Source organism: Bacteroidia bacterium (genome assembly GCA_040880525.1).
Taxonomy (GTDB): Bacteria; Bacteroidota; Bacteroidia; order CAILMK01; family JBBDIG01; genus JBBDIG01.
In genome coordinates, this window is sequence record JBBDIG010000037.1 from 77,516 (window position 1) to 104,105 (window position 26,590).

At 45.5% G+C, this 26,590-nt stretch carries 30 protein-coding genes and 1 pseudogene; 17 read left to right on the forward strand and 14 right to left on the reverse strand.

Going from position 1 to position 26,590, the window contains the following annotated elements:
* The first annotated feature begins 35 nt into the window (after window positions 1–35).
* A pseudogene (locus tag WD077_10755) lies at window positions 36–125 on the forward strand (transposase).
* Window positions 126–167: 42 nt separating this feature from the next.
* On the opposite strand, the gene WD077_10760 reads toward WD077_10755, so the two are convergent.
* The 3 genes from WD077_10760 to WD077_10770 form a co-directional block, all read right to left on the reverse strand.
* Window positions 168–581, reverse strand: a complete 414-nt coding sequence (locus WD077_10760; protein ID MEX0967708.1) for a putative toxin-antitoxin system toxin component, PIN family — start codon at window positions 579–581, stop codon at window positions 168–170.
* A complete protein-coding gene (locus WD077_10765; protein ID MEX0967709.1) occupies window positions 562–789 on the reverse strand; it encodes a hypothetical protein in 228 nt (75 codons plus the stop codon). Before WD077_10765 ends, WD077_10760 begins: the two co-directional genes overlap by 20 nt.
* Window positions 790–996: 207 nt before the next feature.
* On the reverse strand, window positions 997–2,568 hold the full coding sequence (locus tag WD077_10770; GenBank protein ID MEX0967710.1) for an acyl-CoA carboxylase subunit beta: 1,572 nt from the start codon (window positions 2,566–2,568) through the stop codon (window positions 997–999).
* Window positions 2,569–3,028: 460 nt separating this feature from the next.
* Between WD077_10770 and WD077_10775 the strand changes: the two genes are divergently transcribed.
* On the forward strand, window positions 3,029–4,609 hold the full coding sequence (locus WD077_10775; protein MEX0967711.1) for a M20/M25/M40 family metallo-hydrolase: 1,581 nt from the start codon (window positions 3,029–3,031) through the stop codon (window positions 4,607–4,609).
* A gap of 59 nt (window positions 4,610–4,668) precedes the next feature.
* Here WD077_10775 and WD077_10780 read toward each other — a convergent pair whose 3' ends face one another.
* From WD077_10780 to WD077_10805, 6 genes are all read right to left on the reverse strand, one after another.
* Complete coding sequence (locus WD077_10780; protein MEX0967712.1) at window positions 4,669–5,265, reverse strand: HD domain-containing protein; 597 nt, start codon at window positions 5,263–5,265, stop codon at window positions 4,669–4,671.
* A 111-nt stretch (window positions 5,266–5,376) separates the two neighbouring features.
* Window positions 5,377–6,060, reverse strand: a complete 684-nt coding sequence (gene ung, locus WD077_10785; GenBank protein ID MEX0967713.1) for a uracil-DNA glycosylase — start codon at window positions 6,058–6,060, stop codon at window positions 5,377–5,379.
* A 48-nt stretch (window positions 6,061–6,108) separates the two neighbouring features.
* Window positions 6,109–6,456 carry an Hpt domain-containing protein gene (locus WD077_10790; protein MEX0967714.1) on the reverse strand — a complete coding sequence of 116 codons (348 nt, stop codon included), beginning with the start codon at window positions 6,454–6,456 and terminating at the stop codon, window positions 6,109–6,111.
* Window positions 6,457–6,540: 84 nt separating this feature from the next.
* Window positions 6,541–7,194 carry an FIST N-terminal domain-containing protein gene (locus WD077_10795; GenBank protein MEX0967715.1) on the reverse strand — a complete coding sequence of 218 codons (654 nt, stop codon included), beginning with the start codon at window positions 7,192–7,194 and terminating at the stop codon, window positions 6,541–6,543.
* Between the two features lie 309 nt (window positions 7,195–7,503).
* Window positions 7,504–8,838: an LEA type 2 family protein gene (locus tag WD077_10800; GenBank protein MEX0967716.1), complete on the reverse strand. Its 1,335-nt coding sequence runs from the start codon at window positions 8,836–8,838 to the stop codon at window positions 7,504–7,506.
* A 303-nt stretch (window positions 8,839–9,141) separates the two neighbouring features.
* Complete coding sequence (locus WD077_10805; protein MEX0967717.1) at window positions 9,142–9,333, reverse strand: cold shock domain-containing protein; 192 nt, start codon at window positions 9,331–9,333, stop codon at window positions 9,142–9,144.
* Window positions 9,334–9,618: 285 nt separating this feature from the next.
* Here WD077_10805 and WD077_10810 point away from each other — a divergent pair, with 285 nt between their 5' ends.
* On the forward strand, window positions 9,619–10,464 hold the full coding sequence (locus WD077_10810) for an MBL fold metallo-hydrolase (protein ID MEX0967718.1): 846 nt from the start codon (window positions 9,619–9,621) through the stop codon (window positions 10,462–10,464).
* 170 nt (window positions 10,465–10,634) lie between these two features.
* Window positions 10,635–12,113: a glyceraldehyde-3-phosphate dehydrogenase gene (locus WD077_10815; GenBank protein ID MEX0967719.1), complete on the forward strand. Its 1,479-nt coding sequence runs from the start codon at window positions 10,635–10,637 to the stop codon at window positions 12,111–12,113.
* A gap of 99 nt (window positions 12,114–12,212) precedes the next feature.
* Here WD077_10815 and WD077_10820 read toward each other — a convergent pair whose 3' ends face one another.
* Window positions 12,213–12,911, reverse strand: coding sequence for an MBL fold metallo-hydrolase (locus tag WD077_10820; protein MEX0967720.1), 699 nt, complete (start codon window positions 12,909–12,911; stop codon window positions 12,213–12,215).
* A gap of 111 nt (window positions 12,912–13,022) precedes the next feature.
* On the opposite strand from WD077_10820, the gene bshB1 reads away from it, so the two are divergent.
* Window positions 13,023–13,739, forward strand: coding sequence for a bacillithiol biosynthesis deacetylase BshB1 (bshB1, locus tag WD077_10825; GenBank protein ID MEX0967721.1), 717 nt, complete (start codon window positions 13,023–13,025; stop codon window positions 13,737–13,739).
* A gap of 1 nt (window position 13,740) precedes the next feature.
* On the opposite strand, the gene WD077_10830 is transcribed toward bshB1, so the two are convergent.
* Entirely contained in the window at window positions 13,741–14,235 is a 495-nt protein-coding gene (locus WD077_10830) for a Uma2 family endonuclease (protein MEX0967722.1), read from the reverse strand.
* A gap of 205 nt (window positions 14,236–14,440) precedes the next feature.
* Between WD077_10830 and gcvP the strand changes: the two genes are divergently transcribed.
* Window positions 14,441–17,320: an aminomethyl-transferring glycine dehydrogenase gene (gcvP, locus tag WD077_10835; GenBank protein MEX0967723.1), complete on the forward strand. Its 2,880-nt coding sequence runs from the start codon at window positions 14,441–14,443 to the stop codon at window positions 17,318–17,320.
* Between the two features lie 229 nt (window positions 17,321–17,549).
* A complete protein-coding gene (gene ffh, locus WD077_10840; GenBank protein ID MEX0967724.1) occupies window positions 17,550–18,875 on the forward strand; it encodes a signal recognition particle protein in 1,326 nt (441 codons plus the stop codon).
* Window positions 18,876–18,981: 106 nt separating this feature from the next.
* Here the strand turns inward: ffh and WD077_10845 are convergent, their stop codons facing one another.
* Both WD077_10845 and WD077_10850 read right to left on the reverse strand, forming a co-directional pair.
* The gene (locus WD077_10845; GenBank protein MEX0967725.1) at window positions 18,982–19,305 is read right to left on the reverse strand and encodes a type II toxin-antitoxin system PemK/MazF family toxin; all 324 of its coding nucleotides are present in this window, start codon (window positions 19,303–19,305) and stop codon (window positions 18,982–18,984) included.
* Window positions 19,293–19,538 carry an AbrB/MazE/SpoVT family DNA-binding domain-containing protein gene (locus tag WD077_10850; GenBank protein MEX0967726.1) on the reverse strand — a complete coding sequence of 82 codons (246 nt, stop codon included), beginning with the start codon at window positions 19,536–19,538 and terminating at the stop codon, window positions 19,293–19,295. Before WD077_10850 ends, WD077_10845 begins: the two co-directional genes overlap by 13 nt.
* Window positions 19,539–19,555: 17 nt before the next feature.
* On the opposite strand from WD077_10850, the gene WD077_10855 reads away from it, so the two are divergent.
* From WD077_10855 to WD077_10880, 6 genes are all read left to right on the forward strand, one after another.
* Complete coding sequence (locus tag WD077_10855) at window positions 19,556–19,771, forward strand: hypothetical protein (protein ID MEX0967727.1); 216 nt, start codon at window positions 19,556–19,558, stop codon at window positions 19,769–19,771.
* Between the two features lie 36 nt (window positions 19,772–19,807).
* Window positions 19,808–20,041 (forward strand): hypothetical protein, encoded by a 234-nt coding sequence (locus WD077_10860; GenBank protein ID MEX0967728.1) that lies wholly within the window; start codon window positions 19,808–19,810, stop codon window positions 20,039–20,041.
* 473 nt (window positions 20,042–20,514) lie between these two features.
* Window positions 20,515–21,210, forward strand: coding sequence for a hypothetical protein (locus tag WD077_10865; GenBank protein MEX0967729.1), 696 nt, complete (start codon window positions 20,515–20,517; stop codon window positions 21,208–21,210).
* 63 nt (window positions 21,211–21,273) lie between these two features.
* A complete protein-coding gene (locus WD077_10870) occupies window positions 21,274–21,885 on the forward strand; it encodes a T9SS type A sorting domain-containing protein (protein ID MEX0967730.1) in 612 nt (203 codons plus the stop codon).
* A 3-nt stretch (window positions 21,886–21,888) separates the two neighbouring features.
* A complete protein-coding gene (locus WD077_10875) occupies window positions 21,889–22,692 on the forward strand; it encodes a hypothetical protein (protein ID MEX0967731.1) in 804 nt (267 codons plus the stop codon).
* Window positions 22,685–23,254, forward strand: coding sequence for a T9SS type A sorting domain-containing protein (locus WD077_10880; GenBank protein MEX0967732.1), 570 nt, complete (start codon window positions 22,685–22,687; stop codon window positions 23,252–23,254). Before WD077_10875 ends, WD077_10880 begins: the two co-directional genes overlap by 8 nt.
* 60 nt (window positions 23,255–23,314) lie before the next feature.
* Here WD077_10880 and WD077_10885 read toward each other — a convergent pair whose 3' ends face one another.
* Entirely contained in the window at window positions 23,315–23,722 is a 408-nt protein-coding gene (locus tag WD077_10885) for a MaoC family dehydratase (GenBank protein ID MEX0967733.1), read from the reverse strand.
* A gap of 259 nt (window positions 23,723–23,981) precedes the next feature.
* Here WD077_10885 and WD077_10890 point away from each other — a divergent pair, with 259 nt between their 5' ends.
* The 4 genes from WD077_10890 to WD077_10905 all read left to right on the forward strand — a co-directional run bounded on the left by WD077_10890 (window position 23,982) and on the right by WD077_10905 (window position 26,526).
* On the forward strand, window positions 23,982–24,446 hold the full coding sequence (locus WD077_10890; GenBank protein MEX0967734.1) for a hypothetical protein: 465 nt from the start codon (window positions 23,982–23,984) through the stop codon (window positions 24,444–24,446).
* A 286-nt stretch (window positions 24,447–24,732) separates the two neighbouring features.
* Window positions 24,733–25,611 carry an ACP S-malonyltransferase gene (fabD, locus tag WD077_10895; GenBank protein MEX0967735.1) on the forward strand — a complete coding sequence of 293 codons (879 nt, stop codon included), beginning with the start codon at window positions 24,733–24,735 and terminating at the stop codon, window positions 25,609–25,611.
* A 3-nt stretch (window positions 25,612–25,614) separates the two neighbouring features.
* Window positions 25,615–25,917, forward strand: a complete 303-nt coding sequence (trxA, locus tag WD077_10900; protein ID MEX0967736.1) for a thioredoxin — start codon at window positions 25,615–25,617, stop codon at window positions 25,915–25,917.
* A 33-nt stretch (window positions 25,918–25,950) separates the two neighbouring features.
* Window positions 25,951–26,526: a plastocyanin/azurin family copper-binding protein gene (locus WD077_10905; GenBank protein MEX0967737.1), complete on the forward strand. Its 576-nt coding sequence runs from the start codon at window positions 25,951–25,953 to the stop codon at window positions 26,524–26,526.
* Window positions 26,527–26,590: the final 64 nt, after the last annotated feature.

The following is a 26,590-nucleotide window of genomic DNA, read 5'->3' on the forward strand; positions in this document are numbered from 1 at the left end:
AACAGAGTAAATTATCTTTAGCAAAATTAAACGGAATGAGCAGAAAATACAATTTTCACAACAAAGAAGGACTTCACGTCATAAGCTTTGCCACGGTCTATTGGATGGATGTATTCGTTAGGGAACAGGTTATGACCCTGTTCAAAGATATTGAAAAGGTACTTTTTTTATTTCTTATGTTCGGTCCAAAATTCCCTCGGAGAAACAATTTTGGTCGTTTCAAAAGAGCTCATTTTAAAGTCGTTGGTATTCCCAGTCACAATAAAATTTGCTTTGCTTTGTCTTGCCAATTCTAAAAGTCGATTGTCTGGCTCATCAGCAATTAAGTCAATTTTGTCTGATGGGTCATAGAATTCGGAATATTCTTGGAGTCTGGTTAATAAAAACTCCGCATTACTCAAGAAATCGGGGAAACGAGCGAATTTTGGTCTTCTAACAACTTCAAAGTATTCCTGTAGAATTGGATTTGAAAGACAAATAATGGCTTTTCCGTCAAAGCAGTACTCAAGAATCAAATAGGGAAAGTTCTTCTGAATTAGTGATGAAATGACAACGTTAGTGTCAAGAATCAGTTTTTGCATCCCTTAAAGCCTTGATTTCATCGTTTATTTGATTCATTGTCATATTTGAAAGTCCATACTTTTCGGAAAGTCGAATGCTTTTTTCCAAAGTCTGCTTAGTGATATGCTTTCCTACAATCTCAATGAACTCAGAAAAAGACAAGTTGCTTTTTTTGAGGCCAAGTTGATCAAATTCAAGATCGGATATCTGAATGTTTACAGTCTTCATATTCTCGGTTATTTAAGTCAAATTTACGAATTTCCGGCAGTTTTCCCGTATTCCCACAACTCATATATGTGTGATAAAATCACACTTTTGTTACTTTCAACACTTTCAAATTTCCATATTCTCATGGGATTTTGCACTCACCTGATCCAACTTAGCGATAAGGTGATGCGTACCCACCGCTGAACGTTGAACTCTTTTACGTACAACTCACAACGGAATATTCCCATGCTTCTTCCGCGGCAGGTTATCCACCTTGTTTTCCAGCATCTCAAAACCACGGATAAGGCGGATGCGCGTTTCCTCCGGTTTAATAACCTCATCAATAAATCCGCGTTCAGCCGCTTTGTACGGATTGGCGAACATCAGCGTATACTCGTCTACCTTTTCCTGTAGGCGGGTTTCCGGATCTTCAGCCGCAGCGATTTCGCGCTTAAAGATTATTTCCGCTGCGCCTTTGGGGCCCATTACGGCAATCTCGGCTGTGGGCCAGGCAAAGTTCAGGTCGGCCCCGATGTGCTTGCTGTTCATCACGTCATAAGCTCCGCCATAAGCTTTGCGGGTAATCACGGTAATGCGGGGAACGGTGGCTTCAGAAAATGCATAGAGCAACTTCGCACCATTCTTTATAATTCCATTCCACTCCTGATCTGTACCAGGCAGGAAACCCGGTACATCCTCGAATACTAGCAAAGGAATGTTGAAGCAATCGCAGAAGCGCACAAACCGCGCTCCCTTAATGGAAGAATCATTGTCCAGCACGCCCGCAAGAAAAGCCGGCTGATTGGCCACTATCCCGATGCTTCTGCCTCCCATACGGGCAAAACCTACCACAATATTTTCTGCATAATTTTCATGCACTTCCATAAACGAATCCTTGTCAATGCTGCCATTTATCACATCGCGTATATCGTAAGGCTGATTAGGATTGTTAGGAATAATGTCGTTCAACTCAGGTCGTTTTTCTTCGCCCTGCTCTTCGTAAGGGAGTGATGGCGCATCGCCCTCACAATTTTGGGGCATATAGCCTAGGAGCCTGCGGATGTTTTCCAGGCATTCCAGCTCGTTTTTACAGGCAAAATGCGTTACACCGCTTTTGGATGCGTGGGCCATTGCACCCCCCAGTTCTTCGGAACTCACCTGCTCATGCGTAACGGTTTTTACGACATTAGGTCCCGTTACGAACATGTAGCTTGTTTTTTCCACCATGAGAATAAAATCTGTGATGGCGGGAGAATATACCGCTCCGCCTGCGCAAGGACCCATAATGGCTGAAATTTGCGGCACCACGCCTGAAGCACGTGTATTCCGGAAAAAGATGTCAGCGTACCCGGCAAGTGAAACCACGCCTTCCTGTATGCGCGCACCCCCGGAATCATTCAGGCCAATGACGGGGGCACCATTCTTCATCGCCAGGTCCATGATCTTGCAGATCTTCTCCGCATGCGTCTCAGAAAGTGAGCCGCCAAATACTGTAAAGTCCTGAGAAAAGACATAGACCAGGCGGCCATGAATTTTGCCGTAGCCTGTCACTACACCATCGCCAAGTACTTTCTGCTCCTCCATACCAAAGTCCTTTGCCCGGTGCATTACCATTGCGCCAATCTCCTGGAATGAACCTTCGTCCAACAGGAAATGAACCCGTTCGCGGGCTGTGAGCTTTCCTTTGTTATGCTGGGCTTTAATGCGCTCTTTGCCACCGCCAAGCCTGGCTTTCTCGCGTAGTTCCTCCAGCTTTTGAACAGGGTTTTCGGACTTAGCCACAAGATCTTTGTTTTTCATCTTTCAACTTTTTTAAGGGATGCAAAAGTAAATGATAGGGATGAAGGCGGGGGAACTCACTTATTCCTGCGGCATAGGCTTCCTCCTTCAAATTACCCTGAAATCTATCATCAAAATGAATTATGGTAATTCCCATAAATCCGTTGCTACGGTGATCAGGATGCACGAAAAATTTGCTCTCTCTATACAAATAGTAAGAATGACATTGCGGGAATTTTTTACTTTTGGATTTTAATAAAGTACTCGAACAGGCAATTGAGACCTTGCCGCTGCGAGCACTTGCGAATAGTCGGGGAGAATTGACCTCTTTTTAATTCCTTGCTTTAAACTTTAATATTGTCTTTTTCAGAGCGTACCGGCATTGGAAGGTTTTATTAAATAATAATATGATTAAGGCTTAATGATCCTTCTTTCCGGAATACAATTCTATTTAGTGCTAAAATTCAAAATTCCCAAAAACATGAAGTATATCTCAATTTTACTCATCTGCTTTTGTACGGTGGCCCTGAGTTGTTCATTTGCGCAAAACCAGGTGCCGTCCATCAGTGAACTGACGGCTACAGTTGATCATCAGCAGAAAGTTGTGAATATTCATTATAACGTGGAGGATCAGGAATCCGATCCGCTTGAGGTAAACCTGAAAATTTCCTTAGATGATGGAAAGACCTTTTTCATCTCTGCTCAAAATGTTTCAGGGCACATAGGCTTTCCGGTAACGCCCGGGACGGACAAAATGATAGTTTGGGAATACCCGGATTCAATTACAGATTTTTCTGAATATATGGTTTTACTCGAAGCTACTGACCGCAAATCCGTTGATATACAGGAATTGGCAGATCAGGTAGACAGCCTTCAACTTTATTCTAATGTGGAATTTATGCAAGGCATCCGGCACCTGACGGCAGGCGCGCTGCTTTTGCAAACTACCCGTGATTCTGTGTACAACAGATTTGCGCGATATGGACTATTGCCCTGGATACATCACTTCGAGGATTCAGGATTGCCAGGCCAGAATATAACCGGAAAAATTCCAGGTATCCTGGATGAGGAGATCACGATTATTCTTGATGCACACTACGATGGGGTTTCGCATTCGCCAGGTGCGGATGACAATGCTTCTGGAGTGGCGGGAATGCTTGAATGCGCAAGGATTCTTGCAAAATACAATTTTGATCGCAGCATCCGATTCATTGCCTTCGACCTGGAGGAGGAAGGATTAATTGGCAGCGACAAATACGTTGAAAGTGGTGGGATTTTACCTGGGGAAAATATTTTCGGTGTGCTGAATTTTGAGATGATAGGATACAAGAATGAGAGGCCCAATTCCCAATCAGTACCTGCCGGATTCAACGTGCTTTTCCCTGATGCCTATGCAGAGCTGCAGGCTGACAACTTTCGTGGAAATTTCATAGCATCAATAGCCAATTCAAATTCCCGTTCGCTGAATGATTCATTTCGTACAAATGCCCAGAAGTTTGTTCCGCAACTTAAGGTAATTGATTTAGTCTTGCCTGGTGATGGATCTATCGCTCCTGATTTCCGCAGAAGCGACCATGCCAGCTTTTGGGATGCCGGCTACAAAGCGATAATGATTACAGATGGCGGCAACTTTAGAAATCCCAATTATCATTCAGCCACGGATGTTATTGATTCTCTTGATTTTACTTTTATGACCAACGTGGTAAAGGCTACCGTTGCCACAGCCGCAGCACTTGCCGGCCCGCGCCACAGCGATGCAAAAGTTGCGGCTATTCAGGATCCGCTGGGCAGGAGAGGCGATGAATGGAACTGCGAATTATTTGCGGAAGCGCAGCGCGGAAGAAATTCGATGAGGCTTTCATTTAATAAAAAATGCCTTCCAGGGATGCTAAAGGTGGAAATGGTGGACCATGCCGGCCGCTTTGTTCTGAAACAGGAAAATTTGAAAGGAGCACCGGTCATGCAAGTTTCGCTGAATAATCCGCTCAGTTCAGGTATTTATATCCTGAAGGTTCAAAATGAAGATGGAAGGATCTTATCTAAAAAGATATGGGTGCCTTAGCGCGGGACCGATTTGGAGCAAATAATTTGCGCTGCCAATGGGTGAGATTTTGGCTGCGTTTAATCCTGAGATTCAAGAATGGCAAGCTGCTCTTTCACTTCTTTCAGATGTTTTTGCTTCATCTTTTCACGCAGCTTTTTGGCAGTAGGCGTAAAGTAGTGATGTTTTTCCAGGAAACTGACCTGCAACCTGTTCCACTCCACCGCATTTTGAATAATACCAAAAGCCAGGAATTCCTGGTAAAGCGAGTTGGCAATGGGCCAAAAGTCATCGCGGCCCAGATAATCGAGGTCTGCATCGCATAGAATCTCTTCAGCCTTGTTATTTGGACTTTGCGGAAGCCTGGTCGCCATGATCATAGAGCAGATTGTTTCAAGATCATTTTCATCAAAGCCAAGTGAAGGCAGAATTTTCTGAGCATACTCGCAACCGGCTTTTTCATGGTCCCGGTATGTAAATAAAAAGCCGGTATCATGCAGGAAGGTAGCAGCTTTGAGAAGATCCAGGTCTTTGCCGGTCACTTTTTCCCGTTCAGCAAGCATGAGGGTGGCATTGTATACATCCACCGTATGATGCACCCCATGATAGGTGAGTTTAGGGGATAGCTCATTCTCAAGCTTTTTCAGGATGAATGCTTCTACTTGTTTCAAATTCATTTACCAGGAAATAAATCAGGGGGGAAAGCTAATAAAATCATTGGGTTTAGCGGCCACCATGAAGCCACAAAGATTATAAGAAATAATAACTCCATATATAGTAAGAATAAATCAGAGTGACCAGTCAATGGCTTCTAAGCCCTGGTTTTCTAAAATTTTGTTGGTACGGGAAAAGTGGCGGCAACCAAAAAACCCCCGGTCTGCTGAAAATGGAGAGGGGTGTGGAGCCGTGAGAACTGTATGTTTTTCTTCATTGATCAAGGCTTTCTTCGATTGGGCAAATTTTCCCCAGAGCAAGAATACAACTCCTGCTCTTTCCTCGGAAATTTTTTTGATCACGGCATCTGTGAAAGATTCCCAGCCCCGGTTTTGATGTGAGCCTGCCAAGTGGGCGCGCACAGTGAGGATGGCATTGAGTAACAAGACTCCCTGCCGGGCCCATTTTTCCAGATTGCCGTGGTGGGGAACAGGAATTCCTAAGTCATTGCGGATTTCCTTGAAGATGTTCAGCAGACTTGGCGGAGCGGTAATGCCATCGCTTACAGAGAAGCAAAGGCCGTTAGCCTGCTTCAGGCCATGATAAGGATCCTGGCCGAGTATTACCACTTTTACTTTATCAAAAGGAGTATGGTTGAAAGCCGAAAAAATGAGTTTGCCCGGAGGGAATATCTTTTTACCCTGAGACTTTTCCTTTTGCAGAAAGTTCTTCAATTGTAAAAAGTAGGGTTGGCTAAACTCACCACTGAGTGCCTGTCTCCAGCTTTCATGCATTTGCGGATTTACGGTTTCGCTCATCCTTTTTTGATTCCGAAATTAATGGAAGTCACTCATCCATGAAAGAATTTAAGCGGACAATTGCTGTAAGGCGACACGCACTTCCTTATAACCCTGGCTGAGGCTGTTTGTAAGCTCATCCAGCACCTGTCGCAGCATGGCAGGTTCCAGGTCGCTGTTGTGTTCCAGCTTCGTCACCATCTCCATCATGGCTGTTCCGCCAAGAGTGGAGAATGGTGATTTCAGCGAATGCGCAATTTGAGAAACGGTGTGCATATCTCCAGAGGCATAAGCCTGTTGCATCCTTTCCAGTTTCTTTGGCGTTTCTTCCAGGAACAGGGTCAGGATCTCTTCCTGGAAATCTGCCTCATCTTCAAAAAGTTCCTGAAATGCAGAGAGGTCTAAAACCTTTATCATTATTTACAACGTAATAATCTTAAAACAATTTAAAACACAATCTGGAGCTTCACTCCTCCATTTCCTCACTCCTTCATTCATTGACTAAGAAGCTCTCATCAGGGGATACTCCCCGTTCTGTTGCTGAGGAAGCAGTTGCCGCCCTACAAAGTTGATAAGTTTATTGAGTTCCGGATTGATACCCTTGCCTTCTTCGCCATAGAAAGCAATGGCCACCAGATTGCCTTCGCGAATATCTTCGTCCAGACCAATAAAACCTTTGCCACCGCTATAGCTGCTCCATGCCAGGCCACCGGTATAAATAGTTTTATCCTCGAAGTATTCATTGATGCTTTCCTTGACCCTGCGGCAAACAGAACTGTTGCCATTGGTATAAACCATTAAATGTTGCAGCCGGTCTCGATCCACGTTTTCAGCCAGTTTTCTTCCGACTTCTGAAACATCAGCACCATGATTCAAATTAATGGCCCATGCTTCCAGTTGTGCATCGTCAGCTTCAATGGCGGTTGCCTCCAGGTAGTGCCTGTAGGCGTTCTCATTGTTGCTGAAATTGCTGGATGCAGAAATGATGTGCGCCTTAGGATAAATGAGCTTCAGGTCTATGTACCAGTCCCAGTCTTCCGTCAGGTCTTTGCTGCCGTTTACCAAAAGCAACTTTGCCTTTCGCGGCTCCGAAGTGTTGAATGTGTGAAAAAAGATGTCTCCGTTTTCCCTTCTTGATAGTTGATCTACTCTCATGCGTAATGCTTTAGTTGTTAGAATTTTCCAATGCCCTTTGTCCACCACAGGACAAAGGCTTTCCTGTTTTTCCGGGGTCAAAATTATCTGTACCCGCTAAAGCAATGAAAAGAAGATGGATGGGAGCGTGTCAATTGTAAGATTCGCTGTTACTAGCATGAAAACCGGAATCCCAACCGTAAGCCTGAATACGGATTTACAGAATGTAGCGGAGAAGTAAAGGCAGCATCAGCTTAGCCGGAAATACCAACAAAGGCTAAGATGGCAAATGAAGAATTGACGCAAAACGAAGGCAGGCGGAATATGGAATTACTCACCGATCTCTCGCAGGAGGTCGCGGAAGGATACCGCGCTATCAGACTTCATGGCCTGGCTGCGCAGCTTGCCGCGTCCTACCAGGTTGAGATGAACTTCTCCAATTTCTTTAATATCTGATTCTATTACGAACTGGCCTCTCAGGGTATAGTTAGGCTCTGATTTAAATATGAGCATGTTCAACGCTTTCCAGCCTGCTTCATACGCTTTAAGGTTTACCGGTATCCGCAGGTAAGAAACCGAATTGCTGTCTACCCTTTGCACCTTTTCCAGAGTGTGCAGCGCTATCAACTTCCGGTTTATAAAAAACTCGTAGTTCATTTTTTTAAAAGTAAGGCCAAATGGATTTTGATTCGTTACTTTTAATTCCACTACCAAAGTGGAATTATTTATATCAAAAGAACTCACAGATACTTCCGTAATCTGGATTTCCGGTGGCTTGGGTATGAGCATTTCACGATCCAGGCTGAAATTAATGCGAAATCCCTGGCTGGCCGGGAAATACAAGGCCGCATACCCTTTTGTGTTGATCCACATGCTGTCATTGGCCTGGATTGAACGTATGTGCTCCCGCAAGGTCATCACGTCAATCACCGCAGGAAGCAAAATGCCGCCTTCTGCAGTTTTATGAAGTGAAATATTCTTTACTCGCTTGCCCGTAATGTATGGCTGGTCGTCAATGCTGATTTCATAGGCAAGGCTGTCAATCATGCTTCCTTCCGGAAATTCTTTTTCCATCTCCAGTCGGAAGGTAGTCCTCAGTTGCCGGTCTCCGGTGCCTTCCATTTCTGCATCCACTGATTCGAGGCTAATATTGGGCGTACTTCGCAGTTTAAAGTGCCTGGTTTTGTCCCACCGGATGGTTCTTTTCCCGATAAGCGGAAAATCAAGATACGCCACCAGAGCCATTTCAAGCGCTGCCTTCTGCTTATTGCTGTTAAGTTGTTCAGCAAGCCGGGTATAATTTATTGTTAACGGAAGCTGGCCGCCATGCCGTTCCTGGCGCGAAAGCTTTAGCCGCTCGCGCAACATGTTGTTCACATATAAGGTATCTTCCAGCGAAACGATGTACAGAAGGCTGTCCAGGTATACATTCACCGGCAGGAAATTGTATATGCTCAGGTACAGGTTGCCTCGAAGAAGATCAGGCTCCTCACGGCTGATGTGAACATCCAGAGAGTCAATCTGTGGGGAGATCTTTTCACCCAGGCTTTTTCCTGAAACATAGTTGTAAATATATATTGTCATCCAAACGACAATTGCTGCGAAGGCAAGGTAAATGATCCGCCTGATCCAGCGGATGGTATTTCGGGAAGGTCTTTTACTCACCAGTACCTTAGTTTTTCCTGTATATCAAATGTAACATCAACTGTTGCCTTGAGGAAGCCTCTAAGCAAGGTTGCAAAGTAAGGCAGCCTAAAATAATTATTGAATACCGCAAAAGATTCGGATGGGTTTAATTTATAAGATAATTCAGCCTTCATAAAATAAAAAAGGTGAATATGGCCATTAAATGATCATTCATATTTTTTTCAAGGTTTTGATGATCATTGACAACCTCGGATACCTGCATAAAAAAGCCCCGGCTTCATGTAGAAACCGGGGCTGTAATCGGGGAAAAAACTTTGTTGCTTATGCCAATCTTACATTGATGGCGTTTGTTCCTTTGCGTCCTTCCGTGGTTTCAAAAGTCACTTGGTCACCTTGCTTCACTTCGTCAATAAGACCTGAAGCGTGTACAAAAATTTCTTCGTCTGTTGCGTCATCTTTAATGAAGCCATACCCCTTTGTGGAGTTAAAAAACTTAACTGTTCCGTTTTTCATCGTACTAAAAAAAAATTATAATGAGGGGCAAAGATAAACAAATTAATCGTTGCCACAACCAGAGAGCAATTAATCACCGTTAAGGATCAATCTATATCAGGGTTTTTGCCGGTCGCATCCTGCCCTGTCCTGAAGGCACTCGGGTTTCCATTTTTAATCCTTTTAAAGGAGCAAATGAAATAATATTAAAAGACGCAGGAAATCAAAAAGCCTTTATTTCAGTCCCGGTGTGAGTTCTATTGAACAAAAATCGTAATTCCGAAGTCTACAGTTTAAAATTGTAAGATGAAGTTACACGCAATACATGCCGGATATTTTAAATTGGACGGAGGCGCTATGCATGGCGTAGTTCCAAAAAAACTATGGGAGAAGAAAAACCCGCCTGATGAAAATAATCTCTGCACCTGGGACACGCGGCTACTCCTGGTGGAATATGATGAAAAACGGGTGCTGATTGACAGCGGCCTGGGAAATAAGCAGAGCGATAAATTTTTTAGCTATTACGAGCCGCACGGACCTAAACTGATCGAAAGCCTGGAAAAGGCAGGCTTTGCACCGGAGGATATCACTGATAATTTCCTGACGCATCTGCATTTTGATCATGTGGGAGGCGCTGTGAAATGGAAAGACGACCATACCGGCTATGAACTCACATTTCCAAAGGCAACTTACTGGAGCCACAAACGCCATTGGTATCACGCCATGCATCCTAATGCCCGTGAAAAAGCCTCCTTCCTGGAAGAAAACCTGGAACCCATACAAGATGCCCGCAGGCTGGAACTGCTTGAAGAACCGGATGAGGTTTTCCCTGGATTTTCGTTTATCCTGGTGAATGGACACACTGACAGCCAGATGCTCCCCGTGATCCGCTTTGGAAGTCACACCATAATATATGTAGCAGACCTCATCCCTTCTGCTGCGCATATTCCAACTGCATGGGTTATGGGATACGATATTCGTCCTTTGGAAACGATGAAGGAGAAAGCGAATCTATTAACAGAAGCAGCCGAGAAAAACTTCATCCTCTTTTTTGAGCACGATCCGAAAGTCGAATGTTGTACAGTGGAAAAAACGGACAAAGGAATCAGGATCAGGGAAACCTTTTCGCTTGCGGACATTGAAGGAAAGTGAATTATTTAATGCACGCTTTTAGTGCGGTTCTCCGAAAGCCGGTTCAAGGAAACTATTTTATCTGGTAAGAAAGCAACGGTTTTAGATGCCTTCTGATCTTTAAATAATCGGTTAAAAGGATAATTTTGCACCTCATTTTTTAAGCATTAAATTCAATAATATTTTATCAAATGGATTATAAATCGCAGAATGGATTGCCTGAAGTGGAGAATCAGTTTGAGCAAGGGCTGAATAACTGGATCAAAAAGGAAAGGCAGGCCGTTGACCTGTTGAGCATTACAGGTGAACTTTGGTTTGACAGATCGGTGGAACTGGTAATTTTTCGCAGAAGGCTTATTGATTCGAGTCCGAATGAAATTTTGAATCATCACATGCGGGCTAAGATCATCATTAAACGGGAGCTTTCTGTAGGCCTTACGCTGGCCCTGGCGCAGGCCATTGCCGCTATGGATATTGCACCTTCCCGTCTTGACCTGGGCAGGCTTGGAAACGAATGGCTGAATGAACAGGAAAAGTATGAGGATATGAATGGATTCTTAAATGAGAAACTCAAAAACTTTCTTGGCGATGATAAATGCACTTTCGCACCAAAGGACGTAGTGCTCTATGGCTTTGGCCGCATTGGCAGGCTGGCCGCCCGAGGCTTAATTTCCCAGACAGGAACTGGCAAACAGCTTCGCCTCCGGGCAATAGTGGCACGAAGCAATGGCACAGACCAACTGGAGAAGCGGGCCGAATTACTGCGCAATGATTCCATTCATGGTCCCTTCAGAGGAAGCATCACGATAGATGCTGAAAATGAATGCCTGATCATAAACGGACAGCCGGTAAAGATCATTTCTGCTGACAAACCGGAAGACGTGGATTACACAGCATATGATATTCATGATGCATTGATTATAGACAATACAGGCGTTTTTCGCGATCGTGAAGGATTGAGCCGCCATTTACAGGCAAAAGGTGCTGACCGCGTACTTCTGACCGCACCCGGAAAAGGAGACTTGCCTAATGTAGTTTATGGAATTAATCATGACTCCGTTCCGGATAAGGAAAAGATCGTGAGTGCGGCATCCTGTACTACCAATGCGATAGTTCCCGTGCTCAAGGTGCTGGAAGATAATCTCGGTATAGAATTCGGCCATATTGAAACGGTACATAGCTACACCAATGATCAGAATTTGCTGGACAACATCCATAAGAAATACCGCAGAGGCCGCGCGGCTGCGCTCAACCTGGTCATTACCGAAACGGGAGCAGGCTCAGCGGTGGCGAAGGCGCTACCGGAACTGAAAGGGAAGCTCACAGGAAATGCCGTGCGGGTTCCCACACCCAATGGTTCGCTGGCCATTCTCAATCTGACATTTAAGAAAACCACTACCAAAGAAGCGGTAAATGAAATGCTCAGAAATGCTTCACTTTTTGGTGACCTCGTGGAACAGATAGAGTTTTCTGAAAGCTACGAACTCGTATCATCTGACATTGTGGGAAATCATCATCCCAGCGTGGTGGATGGCGCGGCTACCATTGTTTCACCAAGTGGCAACCATGCTGTGATATACATTTGGTATGACAATGAATTTGGCTACACACACCAGGTAATCCGATTTGCCAAACACCTGGCAGGCGTTCGCAGGATGACCTATTATTAACATAAAGAGCGAAATCGCAGGAAAGCCCCGGATTAGAGTAAAATAGTCTGGGGCTTTTTTATTTAAAAACCCTGAGTTAATAAAGTGGATTTGTCTCGCTCACGTACCTCGAAGAAGAAATTCCGGTTCATTTTGCACAAGCGGTATAGGATTATCCTGTGGATTTTTTCGGGGGTCGCAATGGTAACCGAAAATGGCATACCGATTCAGGTATTTTTCCAATTGCTTATAATAAGTATGTGTGGAAATATTTTTCTCGAAGAAAATATCATGAAAAACAGTAGTGTCTTTTTCGGGGAGTTTATCCAAAACTTCGAAGAGTATTGAAGCATCGCCTAGATCACCAGAGTAAGCAATCCGTTGCCCGTTTTCCTCAAAAATGAATGCGAAAGTGCGGAGGTAGTCCACATGGTGCTTTGTGGTTTCAATGGCTGTAATACCGTCAACCTCTGACAGCGGCTGCAATTCCACATATTCGGAAATATCTCCCAGCGTATGGGAAAAGAAGGATTTCAATGTGTTCAAAAAATCCTCATCCTGATATAACAGCGTCAATTTTTTCGGGGCAAAATAATGGTGATGCAGGATGAGCACAGACAGGCTTCCCACGTGGTCGTCATGCGTGTGCGTTACCAGGAGGTGGGTTACCTCGTTGGCTTTGTTTGCTTTTCGCAGTGCAGGATATATAGCATGGCCGCAGTCAATCAGGAGCGTACGGCCTTCCATCGTTAGCAAAGCCGAGGAATTAAGATACTCATAGTCGAATGCGCCCCCTGTGCCGATAAATTTGATTTCCATCTTATCCGGGTTTAGATTTTATGGCCGCAAAGAAAAGAACTTCCCAAAAGTTTGAGGCCCGGCATTTAAAAGTGCGAGGCAGTAGCTTTGCCCTGTTTAAAAATCAGGGAAATGAAAGTTGATTTACTTGTAATAACTGCCCATCCTGACGATGCAGAATTATGCTGTGGCGGGACCATCATCGCCCACACGAGTGCAGGAAAATCTGTTGGCATTGTGGACCTTACCCAAGGAGAACTCGGTACACGCGGCACAGCAAAAATCCGCTTAAAGGAGGCAGAGGAAGCCGGAAAAATTATGGGCATCAGCTTTCGCGAGAACCTGGGTTTTGCGGATGGCTTTTTCAAGAATGATGATGCTCACCGGCTTAAAGTTATGCAGCAGGTCAGGCGCTTCCAGCCGGAGATTGTTATCAGCAACGCTCCCCATGACAGGCATCCTGACCATGGCCGTGCTTCGGATCTGGTGTCTGAGGCCTGCTTTCTGTCCGGGCTCAGGCGTATAGAAACGGAGTGGGAGGGAGAGCCGCAACGAGAATGGCGGCCAGCACGGATGTACAAGTTCGTCCAGTTCAATTATATAGAGCCGGACATTATTGTGGATATTTCAGCGCATCTGGACAAAAAGCTTGAGGCAATCCGTGCATTCAAATCCCAATTCCACGATCCTGCGAGCAAAGAACCCGATACCATTCTCACCTCCAGGCATTTCTTAGAGCAGATCAAAGCGCGTAATCTTGATTGGGGTTTTCGCATAGGTGCTTATGCGGGGGAAGGTTTTATTGCGGATCAGAAGCTTGCAGTGAGGAGCTTATTTGATTTGGCTTAATTTAGAAATCCGGCCATATCCGGCTAAAGTCAAGGGAGAAATTGCAGGCGCTGAGTTCAAAATCGAAGCTGTCCATGCTAAGTTCCCCAACCTTCTGATATGAATCATTTTTATATTCAAAAATGGTCACCTCTTTTTTATCGGCATCTACCACCAGATAATATTTTACTTTCTGCTTTCGGTAAAGGTCAAATTTGGTGACCAGGTCCTTTTCCCGGTTGTGAGGAGAAAGAATTTCTACTACCAGTTCGGGCGGTTTTTCCAGAAACAATACATCGCCCAAGAAGTAGCATATTACCATTAGATCAGGTTCCACAATGGTGTCCTCGTTAATCTTCCAGTCAAAGGGCGAGAGCAGCACCTCGCAACTACTAAAAGATTCCACAGCGAGGTGGAGATGAACCATCAATTTTGCGACAACAAATTGATGTTTATAACACGGGCCGGGGCCATGGCAAATGGTATCCCATAAATCAGCTCCCACCGGCCTTCCCATTGCTTGTAGTCCTCATAAGTATAATGAGGCAAATGCTTTAATCTGGCTGAATTGTCCATCCCCGGTTGAGGTTTTATATTACAAAGATAATAAGCCTTTCAGGTTCAACTGAAGCCATTTTTCCGGCCTATGACATACATTGCCCAAACCTTAATTCACCTTACTTTTGCGGCAAATTTTTCACCTTTTCAATTTCAAATTTCAAATGAATTCTCACGCGAGTTTTTCAGATAAATTCCGCAACCGCCACATAGGCCCTGATGAGCAGGAAACAAAGGAGATGCTAACAGCCGTTGGGGTGGATTCGCTCGATCAACTCATCAGCGAAACCATTCCTGCCAAAATTCGGCTGGAAGGTGAGTTGAACCTTCAGCCTGCCCTCAGTGAATTTGAACTGCTAAGGATGCTGAAACAGGTGGCATCCAAAAACAAGGTTTACCGCAGCTATATTGGCATGGGCTACTACAATACCATCACGCCCAGCGCCATCCAACGAAATATTTTTGAGAACCCGGGCTGGTACACTGCGTATACGCCTTACCAAAGTGAGGTGGCACAAGGAAGGTTGGAGGCCCTTCTGAATTTCCAGACGATGGTTTCTGACCTCACAGGAATGGAGATCGCAAATGCATCATTGCTTGACGAAGCCACTGCGGCTGCCGAGGCAATGGCCATGCTTCATAGCTTAAAGAAAAAGCACAAGGGAAATACCTTTTATGTATCTGACAAATGCTTTGAACAAACCCTGGATGTGCTGAAAACGCGCGCCATCCCAATGGGCATTGATCTGAAGATTGCACCCATTGACGATATTGAATTTACTGACGAAGTATATGGGGTTTTAATGCAATATCCTGATGGGCATGGGAACATCCGCGACTATCACGACCTCTGCAAACAGGCGCATTCGCACGGTGCTTTTGTGGCTGTAGCGGCCGATCTGATGAGCCTTGTGCTGCTGACACCTCCGGGCAATTGGGGTGCTGATGTGGCCGTAGGAAATACCCAGCGCTTTGGTGTTCCGCTCGGATACGGTGGCCCTCATGCAGCCTATTTCGCTACTAAGGAAGAATATAAACGCTCAATCCCAGGCCGGATCATCGGAGTATCAGTTGATGCTCAGGGAAACCAGGCGCTGCGCATGGCGCTGCAAACGCGGGAGCAACACATCCGCAGGGAAAAGGCCACCAGCAATATTTGCACGGCACAGGTGCTGCTGGCCGTAATGGCAGGCATGTATGGCGTGTATCACGGCCCAAAAGGTTTGAGGCGGATTGCAAGCCAGATTCACTCCACTGCAAAGCTGTTGTCAAACGAGTTGAATAAATTAGGTTTTAACCAATTAAATGAGCAATTCTTCGATACCCTGCATATTGACCTGGGAGGAGTTTCTGAAGATGCCATCCGTGCTGAATCTGAAAAGCGCGAGATCAACTTCCGGTACATTGGTGGCGGAACCATTGGGATTTCGGTGGATGAGACTACCATTGTGGGCGATGTTGCAGACATGCTTTCTGCCTTTGCTGCCGCAGGAGGCAAAACCTTCGACCGCAGTAAACTGGAATTGAAAGAACATTCGTTGCCGGCAGCGCATCTGCGCACTGATGAAATTCTCACGCATCCAGTCTTTAACACCCATCACAGCGAGACTGAACTGATGCGGTACATGAAGAGCCTGGAAAATAAAGACCTTTCGCTGGTGCATTCCATGATTGCACTCGGCTCCTGCACCATGAAGCTGAATGCAGCTACGGAACTGATGCCGGTGAGTTGGCCCCAGTTCAGCCAAATGCACCCGTTTGTACCGGTGGAACAGGCCGCTGGGTATCATCAAATTATTGCTGAACTGGAGGATGAACTCAAGGAAATCACCGGGTTTCATGGCATGTCGCTGCAACCTAATTCTGGGGCGCAAGGTGAGTACGCTGGGTTAATGGTAATTCGCGAATATCACCTCAGCAGGGGAGACGGGCACCGGAACATTGCCCTTATTCCTCAGTCGGCACACGGGACAAATCCTGCAAGTGCGGTAATGGCTGGGATGAAGGTAGTTGTGGTGCGCTGCGATGACCAGGGAAATATTGACCTTGATGACCTCCACAAGAAAGCTGAGGAGCATAAGAATGATCTTGCCTGCCTCATGGTGACTTATCCAAGTACGCATGGGGTTTATGAAACCGAAATCCGTGAAGTGTGCAAAACCATTCATGAGCACGGAGGACAGGTATATATGGATGGCGCAAACATGAACGCACAGGTTGGATTGACGAATCCCGGACTTATTAACGCGGATGTATGCCATCTCAACTTGCACAAAACCTTCTGCATTCCTCATGGAGGTGGCGGTCCGGGCATGGGCCCAATAGGGGTGGCAAAACATCTCACCCCATTTCTTCCCGGTCATTCGGTGATTAAAATGGGAGGCGAAAAGGCCATTTCAGCTATTTCAGCGGCTCCGTGGGGCAGCGCCAATATTCTGCTCATCTCCTATATTTATATCAAGATGATGGGAACGAAGGGATTGACAGAAGCCACGCAGTTTGCCATCCTGGGCGCCAATTACCTCAAGGCAAGGCTTGACGGACATTACAACGTGTTGTACAGCGGCAAGAATGGCCGGGTAGCGCACGAACTGATTCTGGACCCACGGGGTTTTAAACAATCAGCAGGGGTAGAAGTAGAGGATATTGCCAAGCGACTTATTGACTACGGTTTCCACGCGCCCACCGTTTCGTTCCCGGTGCCGGGCACATTGATGATTGAACCGACCGAGAGCGAATCGAAAGCAGAACTCGACCGCTTTATTGAGGCCATGATCAGCATCAAAAATGAGATAGCGGAAATTGAAGCCGGTACTGCTGACAAGGAAGTGAACGTGCTGAAAAATGCTCCACATACAGCAATGGTGGTAACGGCTGATGAATGGACGTTGCCCTACAGCCGCCAAAAAGCAGCATATCCGCTTCCCTGGCTCAAGCACTCCAAGTTCTGGCCCTCAGTAGGCCGCGTGAACAATCCTTTCGGAGATCGCAATTTAATGTGTACTTGTCCACCCATAGAGGAATACGAGGAAGCCTTAGTTTAATTCTAAATTCTAAATTTTGAATTCTAAATTAAAAACCCTTCGTGCTCCTTAGTGACTTCCACTTTGTGTCCATCTTAATTAAAAACCTTTTGTGTCCCTTTGTGACTTTGAGTCTTTGTGTCTATTTTAATTACCCTTAGCGACTTCGAGTCTTTGTGTCTATCTTAATTTTAATAAACCTTTGTGCCCCTTAGTGTACTTAGTGCATTAGTGGCAAAACAAAACATCCATGTTTGAAAGCTTAAGTGACCGTTTAGATACCGCATTCCAACACCTTAGAGGTCAGGGAAAAATAACGGAAATAAATATTGCTTCCACCCTCAAAGAAGTGCGCAGGGCACTTGTAGAAGCGGATGTAAACTATAAAGTAGCCAAGGACTTTACCGACCGGATAAAGGACAGGGCGCTTGGTGGCAATGTAATCAAAGCCGTGTCTCCAGGCCAGATGATGGTGAAGATCGTGAATGACGAACTTACCCAACTCATGGGCGGGAAAATGGAGGACATTGACCTGGAGGGAAAGCCTGCCATCATCCTCATTGCGGGATTGCAGGGCTCTGGTAAAACCACCTTTAGCGGAAAGCTGGCCAACTACCTCAAGCGAAAGAAATCAAGGCAAGTACTCCTGGTGGCCGGAGACGTATACCGCCCCGCAGCCATTGAGCAGTTAAAGGTGCTCGGGGAGCAGGTAGGCGTGGAAGTCTATTCAGAAATAGAAAATAAGAACCCGGTAGAAATTGCCCAGAATGCGCTGAAGTACGCAAAGGAAAAAGGGAAAAATGCCATCATCGTGGATACTGCCGGTCGCCTGAGCGTTGACGAGCAGATGATGGATGAGATTTCCCGGTTAAAGAAAGCCCTCAATCCACAGGAAACACTGTTTGTTGTGGATGCAATGACAGGCCAGGATGCAGTGAACACGGCAAAGGCATTTAATGAGCGGCTTGATTTCAATGGTGTCGTGCTGACCAAGTTGGATGGCGATACCCGCGGTGGTGCTGCGCTTTCTATCCGCTCAGAAGTGAACAAGCCCATCAAGTTTGTGGGGACAGGGGAGAAGCTGGATGCGATTGACCTATTCTACCCAGAACGGATGGCGAACCGGATATTGGGAATGGGCGACATCGTTTCGTTTGTGGAGAAGGCCCAGGAAAACATTGACCAGAAAGAAGCGGCAAGGCTACAGAAGAAATTCCGCAAGGCCGAATTCGATTTCGAGGATTTCCTTTCGCAGCTCAACCAGATCAAGAAAATGGGCAACCTGAAGGACCTGCTGGGAATGATTCCGGGCGTGGGCAAAATGGTGAAGGACATTGATATTGATGACGAAACCTTCAAACACACCGAGGCCATTATCCTGAGCATGACGCCCGCAGAGCGTAAGAATCCCGATTTGCTTGATGCCTCCCGCAAACGCAGAATCGCCAAAGGCAGTGGCATGGAAGTGCAGGACATCAACCAACTTATCCAGCAGATGCTCCAGATGAAAAAGATGATGAAGTCCATGAACAAGATGGGCGGCAAGGGAATGCCTAAGATTCCGGGAATGGGGTGATTTTATTGACGATTTTAGCGGTACGATTTACGATTGAAAACCCCTTTAGGTTCCTGCAATCTGGTTTTCAGTACCTTCGGATTCTTCTATTGCTACTCCCGGGTGGTTAGCTAAACATCTCCTGCAGGACGGCAAGGACTTTCTCTCCTGTAATTGCCGTGATGCTGCCCAACTTCTTTACCAGCCGTTTTTTGTCCACAGCCCGGATTTGGTCCAGGGCAATGTCTCCTTGTGTACCTTGAAAAGTTGTCCTGACCCTGGAAGGGAAATTACGCAAAGTGGTGGTCATGGGTGCTACCATCACCGTGCGAAGTGTATTGTTCATCTCGTCAGGCGAAAGGATGAGGCAGGGACGTGTCTTTTTTATTTCGGAGCCTTCCGCAGGGTCTGAGGAGACCAGATGTACTTCAAAGCGCTTCACCACGTCCATTCGTTCTTGTCAAAGTCATTGGGAAACTCCTCCATTAGCAAACCTTCCTGTCCGGCCCCGGCTTTTGCGAAAGCTTCTTCCCATCCTGCCCGTGGCGTTTTCGCATTAGAAATGACCAGCGTATTGCCCTTGATTTCCAGGGAAACTTCCTCCTCAAAACCGCATAGTTTTAATATGCCCGCAGGTATGATGATACCCTTGGAATTGCCTATGCGCTTAATGGATGTCCTCATAATTTATAGCCCTGTTTATATATGATCGTAATCACAATGTTACAACAAATAAGGCGGATTGCCATAAATCAGTTATTATTGCCTCCCGTAAGCGCAGGATTGCAAAAGGCAGTGGAATGGAAGTGCAGGACATTAATCAACTTATCCAGCAGATGCTCCAAATGAAAAAGATGATGAAGTCCATGCACAAGATGGGCGGCAAGGGACTGCCGAAGATTCCGGGAATGGGGTAAGTAACTTCTGATCCATCAATTAAAAACCGAGAATTTATGATTGGGCTTAAAGAGAAACTGATTAGCGAGATTAACAAAATTGAAGACGAAAAACTATTGAAGTATTTATTAGAAACAATAGCATTTGAATCTGATACAATTACGCCTTTTAAGCTTTCGGATGAACAGAGAATGATGGTTGAAGAAGCGCGTGAGCAGTATAAAAGAGGGGAATTTATGACTGATGAACAGGCCCATCGTCTAACGGAAGAATGGCTGCGAAAAAGGTAGTTTGGTCAAGGCAGGCAATTGAAGACCGCCTGGAAATATTAGATTATTGGATCCAAAGGAATAGATCCACAAGCTACAGTAAAAAGCTATTATCCTTATTTCAGGACGCCATAAAGTTTATAGAAGAAAACCCTGAAGCAGGTAGACCTAAAGATGTTTCCAATGTGACAATTTGGGATGGTAGGCGCAATCCTTCAAAATTAAAAAGGCGTTTGAGACCATGAAGAAAGTTCTTTGAACCTACAACCCTTCAAGGGTTTTCGAACCATTGAAGGGTTAAGGGCCTGTAATCTAAACGCACGCCTTCATGTTCATCATCAGCGCCTCACCGGTCCCCAAGCTGGCGCGTATCTTATCGGAAAGCCATCTTCAGCCTACCTTTACCATCGAAATGGCAGGCATGCCAGAAGGCGTTAACCTGTTTTTTACATCGAAGAGCTTCAAGTTCCAAATTCGAGAAAGAAATAACCGATATGCGACCAAATCAAATATCTCTCAAGGCCATCCTGTTTGTGGCCTTGCTTTTCAATTATGATCCAGTTTTCTCCCAAAATTGGGAAAAGCTCCCTTTCAAGCTTACACTCGGAGTACGCGGCCTTTATAATGACACCACTGATGGACGACTTTACATAGGCGGCAGGTTCCGCGAGGTGGAAGGAAAAGGAGCTAATGGATTGATTTGGTATGATGGAAAGAATTGGGACACACTATTAACACCCCTTATAGGGTTTGACATTTCTGCCATAACAAGATATAAAGGGGAATTATATGTAGCCGGAGGTTACGGCCTTGCAAAATATGACGGCAATACATGGACTACTCTTGGTGATTGGGTTGGTAAAACTTTTAACTTTTTAGAAGTAATTGATGATACCCTTTATGTAGCCGGCCTTTTTGATAGCATTGCCGGTATACAGGCCAGTGGTGCTGCTCGGTATGATGGAACAAAATGGGAGGAGCTTCACCATTTGACACAGGCCCTTCAAATAAAAGATTATACGGACCTATGGATATACAGTATATGCAAGTATAATAGCCAACTTTTTCTCGCAGGCAACTTTGATTTTCCTAATGGTCTTGAGGAGGTTATGCGCTGGGATGGCAACAAATGGACAGATGTAGGCGGTGGTCTCAAAGGTGGTGGTTCCCTCAATTCTGTCATTGCCTAGCAGGACGAGATATACATCGGGGGTTGGTTTTACGAAGAAGGTGGCCAGAACCCGGGACGCTTTATGCAAAGATGGGATGGCGAGCAATGGAAAACCGTAGGGGCTGGCGTTTATGGTCCGGGCAATACCAACGCTACCGTTTATGATTTCCTGGAACATGAGGGCAAGCTCTATGTGGCCGGGCAGTTCCTGTATGCGGATGGGATTACCTCCTCCGGCATTGCTGTTTGGGATGGCACACGATGGTGCGGTACAGGTATATATTCCTTAGATGGTGGTATTTTCAGGATGGAAGTTTACAATGACAGCCTCTTCGTGGCTTGTAACCAAGTTCTCTATGGTGACAGCGTTTTTTTTATTGCCAAAATTGCCTTCAAGGACATTGTGGATACTTGTGGTGAGGTGGTTACCGGTATTGACCCTCATCCTGTAAATTCCAATAATCCTGTACAGGTTTATCCAAATCCGGTTGCTGATATCCTTTTTATAGATATACCGTTGATAAAGGGGCAAATACAAATTTTATCTTTGACAGGCCAGGAGCTTTCGAGCATTGTGGTTCACAATCGTATTTCAAGATCGGAAATAGATGTATCCCGACTCAGTGCTGGAATTTATCTGGTGAAGATTTCTAATTCTGAGGGAATCCATACCCTCAAATTCGTAAAGGAATAACTGATGAAAATAGTAAGAAAAATAACCACGGCTGCAATTACTGCAGCCTTAGTTATAATTGCCTTTCCATCCGCTGCTCAGACAAAATGGGAAAAACTCCCTTTCAAGCTTTCTCCCGGGGTATTAGCTTTTTATAATGACACCACTGATGGAAGACTTTACATAGGTGGTGATTTCCGCGAGGTGGAAGGAAAAGGAGCTAATGGATTGATTTGGTATGATGGAAGGAATTGGGACACACTATTAACACCCCTTATAGGGTTTGACATTTCTGCCATAACAAGATATAAAGGGGAATTATATGTAGCCGGAGGTTACGGCCTTGCAAAATATGACGGCAATACATGGACTATTCTTGGCGATTGGGTTGGTAACACTTTTAATTTTTTAGAAGTGATAGATGATACCCTATATGTTGCCGGCCTTTTTGATAGCATTGCCGGTATACAGGCAAATGGTGCTGCAAGATTTGATGGGACGAAATGGGAGGATTTGACCAAGTCTCTTCCAATACAACGTTATTCAGACCTATGGATATTCGATATATGCAAGTATAAGAATCAACTTTACCTCGCTGGCAACTTTGATTTTCCCAATGGTCTGGAGGAGGTAATGCGCTGGGATGGCACAGAATGGAAAGACGTAGGAGGCGGTCTGAAGGGAGGTGATTCCCTTAATACTATTATTGCCTATCAGGATGAAATATACATTGGGGGCTGGTTTTATGAGGAAGGCGGCCAGAACCCCGGACGCTTTATGCAGCGATGGGATGGTGAGCGTTGGAAATCAGTGGGGATGGGTGTTTAGTATAGGTAATTCCAATGCTACTGTTACTGATTTCCTGGAACATGAGGGCAAGCTCTATGTCGCTGGTCAATTTCAATTTGCCGGGGGCATTACGTCCTCCGGCATTGCTGTATGGGATGGCAATCGCTGGTGTGGTACGGGTATATATTCTGTAGATGGCGGGATACTTAAGATGGAAGTGTACCACGACAGCCTCTTTGTGGCTTGTAACCGCGTCCTATATGGTGACAGTGTTTTCAACATCGCCAAGATCGCCTTTAAGGATATTGTAGATACTTGTGGTGAGGTGGTTACGGGTATTGAACCTCATCCTGTCTATTCCCATAATCCTGTACAGGTTTATCCAAATCCGGTTGTTGATTTTCTGATCGCTGATCTTTCTGGAATAAAAGATGGAAAAGTGGAAATATTGAGTATAACCGGACAAAAACTCACAGAATACACTATTGATTCCGGAGAAATGAAATATAAGATAAATGTCAGTGGGCTGTCTCCGGGTATTTATTTCTTGAAAGCTTCTTCAAAGCATGAAGTCCATACGTTCAAATTTGTGAAGCAGTAACGCTTTCAGCTACAAACCCTTCAAGGGATTTAATCCCTTAAAGGGCTAAGGGCCTGCAATCTAAACGAACGCTTTCTTGTTCATCATCAGGGCCTCACCGGTCGTTGTTATTTCCCCGGTTGCTACATCCCGGATATTGGTTTCAATCAAAGCCCGGTTTTTCTCCCGGTCAATTTCCTTTACCGTCAGTACGGCCTCGTACTCCGTATCCACAAACATGGGCCTGCGAAAGGTCATGTTTTGCTTCAGGTATACATTGCCATCAGCATGGAAGAGCGTTCCGAAGATCTTTGTGAATACGCTGCCGCCAAAGAAGCCGTGCATTACCCGCTTGCCGAAAATGCTGTTCTTCCCCGCTTCTTCGTCAATATGAAGGGGATTGGTATCGCCTGTTACCTCAGCGAACTTGTCTACGTCTTCCTGGGTGTAAGAGAATTTGTGTGTGAAGTTATCGCCAACGTTTACCATGATTGTTGTTAGTTTTTGAATTGGGCTGCAAAGGAAGTGAATCAAAAAGAATTGCCATACTAAGAATTGCCACAAAGGCACTGAGCACACCAAGTGGCACAAAGGGTTTTTTAAGAAATGGACACTAAGACGCGAAGGCACAAAGGCTCACGAAGTTTTTTAAAGGCAACTCCATCAGGGGATTTTTTTACCAATAGCTGTAACAAAACCTTCCTTCTTTTCCTCTTATTTGCGTTCAACTATTAATTAAACCAAAATCATGAAATTTCTTTTTCTCACATTCATCTTAAGCGCTTTCAGTTTTTTTACTATTAATCTTTCAAATTCAGAAAATGAAGAGGCAGGCTACTGCACTGCCAGCAGCCCCTATGGCGGCAGTTGCAGCGTACAGCCTCAAAAGGGCGATCGCGGGCTTACCTGCAGCGGCAATATTTTTTACGCGGAATGTGACTGTGCCGGGCTAAAAAGAGCCAACCGGGAGGTATCTGCCAGCCCTGAGCAGATCGCTGCCAATCAGGAACTGCAGCACTTTCTGCGCAATGTGTTGATGACGAAGAAAGCCGATAAGCTCTCAAACGTTGCTGTGAAACTGATAGCCAGCGCTGATGCAGGCGATGCTGTGGCGTATGACGCAGCCGTGGCCGAATGGCAAAGCACTATCAGTGAACTAAGTAAAGCCGAAAAGGTGATGATCTTAGCATGGGTAGCGAAGAAGCAGAAATAGGCACATGCCGATTAAAAACTTAAAATCGGTATTACTTCGCTGCAGAGCTGTACGAAGCATCTTCATTTTAGCTGCTAAAAGAGCATAGGTTAAAACCCTGATGTTCAATTTGTCGGTACTTGCCTTTAAGCTACCAACGCCCATGGGCATCACAGGGCGTATGATTTCACAGCGTATTGAAATCGTTCAGGCTGTGCCACTGGATGCCCGTTGCAGACTAATTATCTTTGCACCGCATTTCTCAAAAATTCAACTTTTGGGGAGGTGATTGAGTTAAATCAGGAAGATGAAAAAAGCATATATATTTCCGGGCCAGGGCAGCCAGTTTGTAGGGATGGGCAATGAGCTTTATGAGCAAAATGAGGAAGCCCGGGAGATTTTTGAGCGTGGAAACCAGATCCTGAATTTCAGGATCACTGATATAATGTTTGAAGGCGAGGACAAAGACCTGAAACAGACGCGCGTTACCCAACCGGCAATTTTCCTGCATTCGGTGGCAGCGGCCCGGTCAGTTGGCGAATCCTTTAAACCTGATATGGCAGCCGGCCATTCGTTAGGTGAGTTGTCTGCATTGGCGGCTGTTGGAGCCATGCCCTTTGAGGATGCGCTGCTCCTGGTAGCCCGCAGAGCCGAAGCCATGCAGAGAGCCTGCGATGCAGAGCAAAGCATCATGGCTGCGATTCTGGGCACGGACGATGAACTCGTACAGCAGGTTTGTAATGACGTAGATGACATCGTGGTGGCCGCCAATTACAATTCACCTGGCCAGGTAGTGATCTCCGGAACTACAGAAGGCGTGAAAAAAGCCTGTGAAGCCCTGGAAAAGCATGGAAAGAAAACAATAATTCTTAATGTGAGCGGAGCGTTTCATTCTCCACTCATGGAACCGGCACGGGTGGAACTGGCAGAGGCCATTGAAAAAACCAAATTCACAGCACCCTCATGCCCGGTGTATCAGAATTTTTCTGCGAAAGGAGAGACGGATCCGGAGCAGATAAAGAAAAACCTTGTGAGCCAGCTTACCGCACCGGTTAAATGGAAGCAAAGCGTAGAGCAAATGATCAAGGACGGAGCTACGGATTTTGTGGAAGTCGGGCCTGGCAAAGTATTGCGATCGCTGGTTAAGAAAATTGATCGCTCAGTTAATGTAGACGCAATCGGTTAAGCCATGCCTAAGACCACCTTTCAAAGCCTTATTGAGGGACCGAAGCCGGTACTCATTGATTTTCATGCAGAGTGGTGCGGCCCGTGCAAATCCATGTCTCCGGTAATAAAGGATATTGCCGGGAAATATTCCGGAAAGGCCCGTGTCATTAAAATAGACATTGATAAAAACCCTGAAATTGCAAATCAATACCAGGTGCGGGGGGTTCCAACCTTTATGATTTTTAAAGAAGGAAAAATGGTTTGGCGTGAATCAGGCGCTATTCCGGCCGGTATGATCACAAAAGCCCTCGATCAATTTTCCTGATCAAATATTTAATAAACAGAAAAACAGAATCCAATGAATCTGAAGAAAAATTTGATGTTAGCGCCTTTTATTCTATTGATGCTGAGCGCCTGCAATACGCCTCCGGATGACCGGCACAATGCGACTGATCCGCAGGTTACCGTACAGCATGAAGGAGACACACTGCCAGAAATGAGGCCTGAGGACAGGCCTGAACCGGATTTTGTAACGGGAGAGGCGTATGAGGAAGAGTTTGCTCTCATCGTATTGGCGCAGGGAGAAAACATGCAGGAAATGCGTTATGACAGGGATACACTGCGCGTTCCGGCTAAGCGTAAAATAATGCTAACGCTCAGAAATGAAGCAACTGACAGCTTTATGCAGCACAATATTGTCATTGTGCGGAGAGGTTCGATAGAAGAGGTATCAATAGAAGGCGCCAGAGCAGCCGGCACCAGTTATGTTCCTCAAAATTCGAGAAATGTGGTGGCATTCTCAGAGGTTATTGGCCCGGGAGAATCGACCACGCTGGCGTTCAACGCACCAAAGCCAGGCACTTATGAATTCGTTTGTACTTATCCCGGCCATTGGCAGGCTATGCAGGGAATTTTCATCGTGGAGGAGCAATAACGGCATTTGCTGAAATTCAAAAAGCTCAGGCCGGAATACAGGATCAGAATCATTATTAATTCAA